Consider the following 9,764-nt stretch of genomic DNA (forward strand, 5'->3'; position numbering starts at 1 on the left):
CGGACAGCTATGACGTGTCGAGCCTGATCGCGGTGGGGGACACGACGGCTCGCGCGACGATCGGGAGCAATGACGACTGTCTGATGTGGGTTGGGCAGCTGCTGTCGGTGGCCGGGGGCACCCTGGGGGCCGGCACACCAACGCCAACTCAGACTTTGCAGCTCATTGCAACCGCCACCCTCACGGGGACCCCGACACTGTTTTCGACGGTCGTCCCGACGGCGACGTCCCTGACTGCGCCGCCGACAGTTTCCATTACCGCGACATCTCAGCCCGTCTTCACCATCACCCCAGCTACGATCACGCCAACCGGGACGCTGGTCGTCCCACCGACCGGACCATCGCCGACGCTGACGCCGTCGCTCCTGCCGACGTCGACGTCTACGCCGGGCATCGCGGCAACCGTCAGCCCCACGCTGACGCCGTCGCTCCTGCCGACGTCGACGTTTACGCCGGGCATTACACCGACCGTCAGCCCCACGCTGACGCCGTCGCTCCTGCCGACGTCGACGTTCACCCCGAGCATTACACCGACCGTCACCCCGACGGTGACGCCGACGGTCACGCCAACGGCCACGCTCACGTCGACCCCGACGATAACGCCGACGCCCACGCCCACCCTTCCGAACCTCACGATTCTCGTGGTGGAGTCGCCGAATCCCGCAACGACCCTTGAGAACCTCACGTACACCATCACCGTCGAGAACACGGGAAGCGCGGACGCTAGCCCGGTGAACCTCACAGATGTGTGGTCAACGGGCGTGTCGTTCGTGAGCGTAGCGGCTGATAGCGGATTCTCGTGCGGCCCGACGTCGGGCGCCTCTGTGCTCTGCACGGGGGGGTCGTTGCCTGCGGGAGCGACCGGCACGATCGTCGTTGTGGCGCGGCTCAACTGCTTCAGCGTATCGACTCCCTTCGTGCTGACTGCCAACGCCAAGGTCGACCCCGTCAACATCATTCAGGAGACGAACGAGGGAGACAACAGCGCGACAACCAGCACGACCATCTCCGGCGAGAGCTCGCTGTGCTTGTGACCGGGTCGTTGGGCCGGAGAGCGGACGCTCGCGTTTCGGCAACGAATGGGTCCTGAGCGCGACTTCGCCCACGAGATCGCTTTTCGGCGTTTTTTTTAGCCAGTTGACCTCTTCCTTGGCCCTTTTTCCGCTCATTTGTCTTGAAATTGTTACAATCGGCCCACTTTGGAACGAGCGCGTCGTGGGTGGCGTCCAGGAGAGCTGGGAGAGATGGGGAAGCGGGGTCGGCTGCTGCTGCTTGTGCCGGTGGTGGTGGTGCTGGTGGCGGGGTACGTGGTGTACGGGCGGCTGAGTGGTGGTGGGGCGACGGCGTACGCGCTGGTGAACGAATCGATGCTGACGGCGCTGCGAGGGCTGGTGGAGCTGCAGCGAGGTGGCGCGGGCGAGCGGGTTCGGGTGGCGCCGAAGGCGGACGTTGCGGTGCGGGTTGGGGATCGGGCGGAGACGGGAGCCGACGGGTACGCGGTGGTGACGTACTTTGATGGGTCGACGACGGAGATGGAGCCGAACACGGCGCTGGTTGTGCAGAAGCTGGACAAGCTGCCTGGGGGTGGGGAGAGCATTGCGATCCACCAGGAGGCGGGTCAGACGTGGAATCGGGTCGAGCGGCTGGCCGATGTGAACAGCCGATTTGAGACGAACACGGCGACGGCGGTGGCGTACGTGCGAGGGACGGAATACAAGGTGATTGTTGGGGCCGATGGGGGCACGACGATCGAGGTGTACGAGGGGACGGTGACCGTTGAGGCTGGTGGGGTGACGGTAGAGGTCACGGCCGGGAACCGGACGCGGGTTCCGCCGGGTGGGCCGCCGAGCGCGCCGGAGCCGATTCCGCCGGCCGTGCGGGCGGTGCAGATTGCGGTGGAGGGGCCGGTGCGTCCGTTTCTGACGGACAGCGTTGGTCGAAGTGAGGGGTTCCAGCCCGACGTGGACGCGTACGGATCGCAGATTCCCGGGGCGATCTACGCGGTGGGAGCTGGTGGTCAGACGCTGACGATTCCGGACCCGGTGGATGGCTATGAGGTTGTGCTGAGCGCAGTAGGGGACGGGGGGAGCTACACCCTGCGGGTGAGCGCGCTGGTGAACGGCGAGCCGGTGGCCGAGCGGGTGGTTGGAGGTTTGGCGCGCGCGCTCGAAGCGGAGGAGCTGAGCGGGACGCTGAGTCGGGGCCAGCATCTGGGGACCGGATTCGAGTACCGGAGCGGGGAGATTGTGAACTTTCGGCGGCCCGGGACGCTGGTCGGCGGGGCGCCGGCGGCGAGCCGAATGCTGTTCATCGCGAGCCAGCGGGGGAACGCCGCGCGGGTCGAGCAGACGGCGGTGGCGCTGGCGACGCGCGGTATCAGCGTAGGGACGCAGGTAGCGCAGGTGCAGCCCAGCGCCACGCGGGGGGCGAGCCCAACCGCGCGGGCGACGGCGACAGGTGAGGCGAGCGCGACGGTGGTGGCGAGCGCGACGGTGACGGCGGGGCCGGGTGCGAGTCCGACGGTGGGTGGTGTGACGGCGACGGCGACGCCGCCGCGGATCGAGCCGAGCGCGACCGTCACGGAGGCAGTCGAGCCGACGGCCACAGAAGCTGAGGCGACGGCGACGGAGCGGGCGACGGCGACTGTTGGGGGGAGCCCCACGGCGACAACCGGGGCGAGTGCGACGACGGTGGTGGCGGAGGCGAGCGCGACCGCGCCGCGGGTGGCGACGGCGGAGCCGACCGGGGTGCCGACGGTGGTGGTGCAGGTGACGCCGGTGCCGATCGTGCCGGTGGGGCGGTTTCCGGGGCAGGGGCCGGTCCCGGTGGGGCGAGTGCCCGGCGGGCTGGCGCCCGGTGGAGGGGTGCCTGGGCCGGTGGTGGTGCCGAGTATTGTCCCCAGCGTGGCGCCGAGCCCGACGACGATTCTGCCCCCGCGGGTGCACGGCGCGCTGCCGGTCGGGTCGGTGACGGCGACGGTGGGTGGAAGTCCGACGGTGCCGGCGCCGCGGACGGGGACGCCGACGATCGCGTTTTCGAATGTGGTGACGGTGCGTGGGAACTACGTTGCGGCCGGGGTGGGGCTGCGGGGGCAGACTGGCGGGACCATCAGCATCAGCGGCGTGCCAACCAGCGCGACCGTGCGACAAGCGCTGCTGTACTGGGGGCTGTTGGACGATGGGGAGAGCCCGTCGCTGAAGAACCTGACGTTTCAGGGGACGCCCATCACTGGCCAGAACATAGGGGCCGGGCCGGACACGTGCTGGGGGCGGAGCAATAGCTTTGCGTATCGGGCGGATGTGACGAGTCTGGTTCGGGGCAACGGGGCGTACACGCTGGCGAACGTGGCGAGTGGCGGGTCGATTCTGGCGGACGGGGCGTCGCTGGTCGTGATCTACGAGGACCCGAGCGACGTGGTGCGGACGATTCTGATCTACGATGGGAATCGGGTGACGAAGGGGGATGGGACCAGCTTCACGCTGGACCTGACAGGCTTCAACGCCGTGGCGCCGGTGAATGCGAAGACGACGTTTGTGGTGGGGGATGGGCAGCCGTTTGCGGAGCAGGTGAGCTTCAGTGGAAGCCTGGGGAGCTTCAACCTGGACAACACGATGGACGGGAGCGACGGGGCGCTGTGGGACACGGACAGCTATGACGTGTCGAGCCTGATCGCGGTGGGGGACACGACGGCTCGCGCGACGATCGGGAGCAATGACGACTGTCTGATGTGGGTTGGGCAGCTGCTGTCGGTGGCCGGGGGCACCCTGGGAACGAGCACACCAACGGCGACGACGACGGTGCCCAGCGCCCAGGTGGCCATCGTACGGAACTTCGCGGATCCCGAGATCGACCGGCTCGTGTCGTATCTGAACGAGGTGGGCATTCCTAGTCGCGTTTACGATCCCGCGACGCTCTCGTTCGCCGACGTTCAGGGGGCGGAGCTGCTCATCTGGGATGACCTAGGTTGTCGGGACCCATTCCCGCAACCGTCCTGTCCAGTTACCGCGTCGGGACTGACGGATGGCCTCGTTGGCGTGTTCCAGTCGGCTTCCGATCGCGGGATTCCGTTGTACTTCATCGGGGACGACCTGGCCTTCTCGACATCGCGCGTGTCACCCACGGCAGGCGCACAGTGGACGAGTCTCATCCACCTGAACAGCACCGACTCGAACCTCGGCGGGAACGGAACTGTCACGATCGTCGACACGGTTCACCCGGTCACGAATGGGCCCTTTGGCGCCGTGGGTAGCTTTGACTATGCGCTCGATCTCGACCAAACGACTCAAACGCTCACTGGTGAGACACTGCTTGCCGTGTCAGGCGAGGACCCAGTGGTCCTTGTGTTCGATCCCTCAGCGACCGGCGCGAGCTCGCCGCGTGCGCGAGCGCGGTCAACAGGAGTTCGGTCGGTCACGCAGAATGCACAAGCGTACAGCGGGTCCAGCGCGGCCGGGATCATCGAAAAGAAGAAGCTCTTCCAAAACGCGGTGGCGTGGCTGCTGCAGGCCAGCCCACCGCCCAGCACGGCGACGCCGACGGTCCAGGTCAGCGTCAATCCCACGGCGACCGTGCTCCAGACGGGCACGCCGACCGTCACCGTGACCCAGACGGCCCAGGTGGGTGCGACGCCGACCGCGACGAGAACGCCCACGTCAGTCGCCGGAAACGTGCGCGCCTGGGGCCTCAACGGTAGTGGCCAGCTGGGGAATGCGACGACGACGAACAGCTCGACTCCGGCCACCGTGACCGGCCTCACGAACGTGGTGGGCCTCGCCGGCGGGAATAATTTCAGTCTGGCGGTTCGCGGCGATGGATCGGTGTGGGCGTGGGGTGACAACGGAAACGGCGCGCTGGGTAATGGAACGTTTACGAACAGCTCGTCGCCGGTGCCGGTGAGCAACCTCACGGGGGTGACCGCCGTCGCTGCCGGGTTGGATCACAGCCTGGCGCTCAAGAGCGACGGAACTGTTTGGGCGTGGGGCGCGAACTTCTTCGGTCAGCTCGGGGATGGAACAACGATCTCACGTAGCCTCCCCGTACCGGTGACTGGGTTGACGGGTGTGATCGCCATCGCGGCTGGAGAGGACCACAGCCTCGCCCTCAAAGGCGATGGAACTGTGTGGGCCTGGGGGTTCAATGCTGATGGTGAGCTGGGGAACGGCACGACGGCCAACAGTCCCACCGCGGTGCAGGTACCGGGACTGACCGGTGTTCGGGCGATCGCGACGCATCTCGGCAGCCACAGCCTCGCACTCATGGGCGACGGGTCGATCCGTGCGTGGGGCGCCAACTCTTTCGGTCAGCTCGGGGACGGTACGACCACCCAACGAACATCACCGGTCACGGTCGGGATCAGCGGGGCCGTCGCCATCGGCGCGGGCCAGTTCCACAGCCTGGCGGTGAACAACAACGGCGCCGTCCTGACGTGGGGAGACAATGACCAGGGCCAGCTCGGAGACGGAACCCAGCTGAACCGGGTGGCCCCGGTTCAGGTGATTGGCCTCAGCGGCGCCATGGCCGTCAGCGGCGGTATCGGCCACAGCCTCGCCCTCAAGAGCGACGGTAGCGTCGCAGCTTGGGGCAGCAATGCGGATGGGCAGCTGGGGAACGGCACGACGTCGAATAGCACGACTCAGGTGCAGGTAAGCGGGCTGACGGGGGTGTCAGTCATTGCTGCAGGCGGTTCGCACAGCCTCGCCATCAGTCCGTTCGCGGTCGCAGGCTCGACGCCCGCGGCGACCGGTGTCACGGTCGCAACCGGCACCTCGACGCCGACTGCTTCGCCCACGGTCGCGTCCGCAGTGACGCCGACGCCCACCCAGACTGCCGCGCTCGCGTGCATCCTGGCCGTCGTTCTGCCCGGCCCCACGGACACGCCGACTCCGGTTCCGCCAACGGGGACGCCAACACCGCTCGCCGCGTCGCCGACGCCGCTGGCAACGGGCACACCGACCGCGCTGCCCGCCTGCACGGCGACTCCGTCGCCCAGCCCGACCCCATAGCGGTCGAGCGCGCGGCCCACGCCACGCCCGGATTTCCGCCTTACCGCGCCACCCGTGCCGCTTCGGCATACCCATGAGCACGCCACGCCGAACGCGCCCGGCGAAGGACGTCAGGCGCGAGCGCCATGACGACGGGGAGCACGAGGAACAGTCCGAGCCGCTCGTCCACGACCTGGTGGCTGAACTGGTGCTGGTACATGGCGATGGCGGCGGTCAGCGTGAAGCCAGCGCACACGCGCACGAGGCGCGACTGCCACCCGAGCGCGGCTGCGACCGCGAGCGGCCAGGTGTAGTACCAGGGCATCATCCACGTGTTGACCACCAGGAGAAATACCAGGAGCACGCGCGCGGATCCGGCGAGCACGTCGCCCATCGACCGGAGCCGGAGGGCCTCTCCGGCGATCCACACCACGAGCGCCACCTTCGCCACGATCTTGAAAGCGCGGAATAGTGGGTCGTAGACGTCGTTCCAGCTCATCCCCGACGCGTTTGTGAGGCTCGTGGTCACGCTCGTCAGAAGCCCGTCGGGCCAGAAGTTGTTTATTCGTGGGCCGGTCATCCAGTACAGGACCGGCCCAAACGTTTCCGCGCCCTGGAACCAGGGGAGATACAGCAGCGCGACGACGAGCGCGATTGCGGCGGCGCGAAGCGCGAGCCGTGGCAGGTGGAGCAGCCGACGGCCATCGAGCACAGCGGACGCGCGGATGACCGGATGGCGGTCCCGATGAAACTCGGCAGATTCTCCATCTTTGGCGCGGCTGGCACTCCAGACTAGGAGAAGCGGGGCGATCAGGACTGACGTGTACTTGGTGGCGACGGAAAGACCCAACCCGACCGCGCCGGCGAGCGGGCGCCCCGAAACGGTCAGGAGGATGCCCACCAGGACGAAGGTCAGCATCAGGACGTCGTTGTGTCCATTGAGGCAGAACTCCACGAGTAGGAGGGGGTTCCATGCGTACGCGAGAATTGCCGAGGTCTCGCGGCCCGGAGCGACGCGGCGCGCGATCGACCATACGAGGAGCGCGTTGGCCGTGTGAGCGACGTTTGCGACGGCGCGATAGGCGAGCAGCTCGTCGGCGAGCGGCAGCGTCTGGAAGAGCGCGGCAACGCCGGTCGAGATGTCGATCCACAGCGGCCCGTACACCGATGGGGCATCGTGCCAATAGAGCGGGATCAGATAGTACAGCGGGCTCTGGGGAAACTCGTGGGGCGTATGAACAAACGGGCTGGCGCCGTAGAGGACCGGCATCTCGCCGTAGATGGCGTAATTGTAGATGTCCGTCGTCATGGTTCCGGGCACGAAGATCATCGTGATCTGGAAGAACACGAGCGGAACCAGGATCCACCGGATGCCGGGGCGGGATCCGCCGCCCAACGTGCGGTGGCCTCGATCGCCTTCGTGCTCGCCGTGCGCCAGATGCCAGGCGGCGACGGCATAGACGACGTACGCAGCGAGGATCGACTGGAAGATGAACGCGACCAGGTGCTCCCAGGTCCAGAGGGCGCCCGGGAACACGAGGTCGATGGTCGACTTCGCCGCGGCCCCAACTGCGCGCGTCGCCGGGTATCGCTGCGCGAACATCGTTTCGATTCCTGCAGCTTCGTCGGTGACGTTTCCGATTGAGAGGGGCGCCCAGAGGGCCAAGAGGATCGCTTCCATCGCGCACGCGGCAAGCGCTAACAGGATGCGAGGGTGGGAGGATGGGCCGGCGCGGTGCGGAGGTTCGGGGGCCGTCAACCCGCGCCTCGACGCACCGCGATTAGGGAGCTTTCTCTGCGTGATTGGAATCGGGGACCGAGACCGCGAACAGGGTCACGATGTCGCCGAGGTCGATGGGGACGAGTCGCCTCCCCAACTGGGAGGCGCCGACCGCGCGCGCGACCCGGCCCAGCACGGGACCAATCCGCTGCTCGAGCTGCTCCGCGAGGTATCCGAGCCGCACGATTCGGCAGTGCCGCCGGACGTCGACGACCTGAAACCCCGCGGCGGTGACCATGCGGGCCAGCGTGCGCCGCGAAAAATATGACAGGTGCATCTGCATGTACCATGGCCATCGACGCCCGAGAACTCGGGCCACCGGCGCATCGACGTCCATGGTTGAGATCGCGAGGAGACCGCCCGGGCGCAAGAGCCGGTGGATGTGTCGGACGTCGCCGGTCGGATCTGGCAGGTGCTCCACGACGTCCCACATGGTGACAGCGTCGTAACTGTGCTCCGCGTCTCGCAGATCGGCGATGGAGCCGCGGGTCACCGGCAGGCCGCGTTTTTGGGCCACGCCCACCGCCCAGTGCGACAGCTCAATTCCCCGCGCATCCCATCCCAGGTCGCGCGCCACCTCGACGAACACGCCCAGATGGCTTCCGACGTCGAGGAGCCGGCCCGGCCGCGCGAACTCCTCGATCTCACCCAGGGCCCGCCGAAAGGTGTGAACGCGTCCTTCCCGCTCTTCCGCGTAGCGTACGTCGACGACGTCCTCATATGCCGCCCGGATGCACTCGGGATCCGGCTGCGGATTTTGGTACACAAATCCACAATTGGTACAGCGGACGATGGGCCCGCACTCGCCGTACGCCGAGCTGGTGCAGGCGTAGATCTCCTGAACGTCGCGGCCTGCGAGGCTCTCCAGGCGGGACGGGTAGATCTCTCGAAAGCTGGTGGACCCGCAAAGGTTGCAGGGGACGAGTCGCATGCTCCAGAAGGGCGTGGCCGGCCCAGCTTGAGCCAGTGCGTCCATTGGCGATCCTTGGCGATCACACGCCGCGTGTTGGCGGCGCGCTGCATCGGTGTCCGTGCAGACCGCGATGAACACAGCATAGTCGGCCGCAGCGCGCCGACGCAACCGGCCGCCGCGCTCGCGCGGGCGGGGCGAGGCGATGCTCAGGTGAGCTAAGATGATCGGGCCATGGAGAAGTCTGCCTTGCTGACGGATCGCGTGCGCGTGGTGGCCTCCGCAGTCGTTCTGACGGCTGCGCTGCTGGCGTGCGCCGGACCAAGCCGGCCCGCTTCGACCGGCCAAAACGCTCCTGTGCCGCAGCAGGGGCGGTCGCTCGCGATCTCCGTCCGAGTGGAGCCGGCCAGCATCGCGGCGCGGCCCCTCCGCAGCACGTTTGTGAAGGTGAAGACTACCGTCCGTCTGTTCAACGCTGGATTGGACATCGTAGATGACCACAACGCGGCGAAGCCGTATCTCGCCGATGCATTGCCCCAGCTCGACACGGATAGCTGGCGCGTCCTGCCAGAAGGCCAGATGGAGACGTCCTACCACCTGAAGCCGAACCTCACCTGGCACGACGGATCACCGCTTACCGCCGGGGATTTCGTCTTTGCGTGGCAGGTCTATTCGACGCCGGACCTGGCCACGTCGGGCTCGCTGCCGTTCAGCGCCATCGATTCGGTCACGGCGCCCGACGAAGCGACGCTGCGCATCCACTGGCGGCGGCTCTATCCCTACGCGGGCGTGCTCCAGACGACCGGTGACACTTCCGAGTTCCCGGCGCTTCCCCGCCACATTCTGGAGCCGGCGTATCAGGCAGCGGACTGGGACAGCTTCGGGAACCTGCCGTACTGGACGAGCGAGTTCGTGGGCGCCGGCCCGTATCGGCTCGATCGATGGGAGCCGGGCGTTTTGATCGATGGGTCCGCGTTCGAGGGCCACGTGTTGGGTCGACCGAAGATCGATCGGGTCCACATCACCTTCGTGAGCGACGCGAACGCGACACTGGCCAACCTCCTATCTGGCTCCATCCAGCTTGCCGCGGACG

At 67.3% G+C, this 9,764-nt stretch carries 5 protein-coding genes; 3 read left to right on the plus strand and 2 right to left on the minus strand.

All coding sequences use genetic code 11. The features are described from left to right. Positions 1–1,034: CARDB domain-containing protein (locus tag VFC51_17830; protein ID HZT08888.1), on the plus strand; the 1,034-nt coding region annotated here is incomplete at its 5' end. Positions 1,035–1,244: 210 nt separating this feature from the next. Then, on the plus strand, positions 1,245–6,002 hold the full coding sequence (locus VFC51_17835) for a FecR domain-containing protein (protein ID HZT08889.1): 4,758 nt from the start codon (positions 1,245–1,247) through the stop codon (positions 6,000–6,002). 40 nt (positions 6,003–6,042) lie between these two features. Here the strand turns inward: VFC51_17835 and VFC51_17840 are convergent, their stop codons facing one another. Next, positions 6,043–7,662, minus strand: coding sequence for a hypothetical protein (locus VFC51_17840; GenBank protein HZT08890.1), 1,620 nt, complete (start codon positions 7,660–7,662; stop codon positions 6,043–6,045). Between the two features lie 100 nt (positions 7,663–7,762). Continuing rightward, complete coding sequence (locus VFC51_17845) at positions 7,763–8,737, minus strand: class I SAM-dependent methyltransferase (GenBank protein ID HZT08891.1); 975 nt, start codon at positions 8,735–8,737, stop codon at positions 7,763–7,765. Positions 8,738–8,920: 183 nt separating this feature from the next. Between VFC51_17845 and VFC51_17850 the strand changes: the two genes are divergently transcribed. Then, positions 8,921–9,764, plus strand: an 844-nt coding sequence (locus tag VFC51_17850) for an ABC transporter substrate-binding protein (protein HZT08892.1), incomplete at its 3' end; no start/stop codon positions are given.

The organism is Chloroflexota bacterium (genome assembly GCA_035652535.1).
In the GTDB taxonomy this organism is placed as follows: domain Bacteria; phylum Chloroflexota; class UBA6077; order UBA6077; family SHYK01; genus DASRDP01.

Coding starts and splice junctions, on each gene's coding strand:
- VFC51_17845 (HZT08891.1), bottom strand. CDS start 8,737: ATGGACGCACTGGCTCAAGCTGGGCCGGCCACGCCCTTCTGGAGCATG.
- VFC51_17840 (HZT08890.1), bottom strand. CDS start 7,662: ATGGAAGCGATCCTCTTGGCCCTCTGGGCGCCCCTCTCAATCGGAAAC.
- VFC51_17835 (HZT08889.1), top strand. CDS start 1,245: ATGGGGAAGCGGGGTCGGCTGCTGCTGCTTGTGCCGGTGGTGGTGGTG.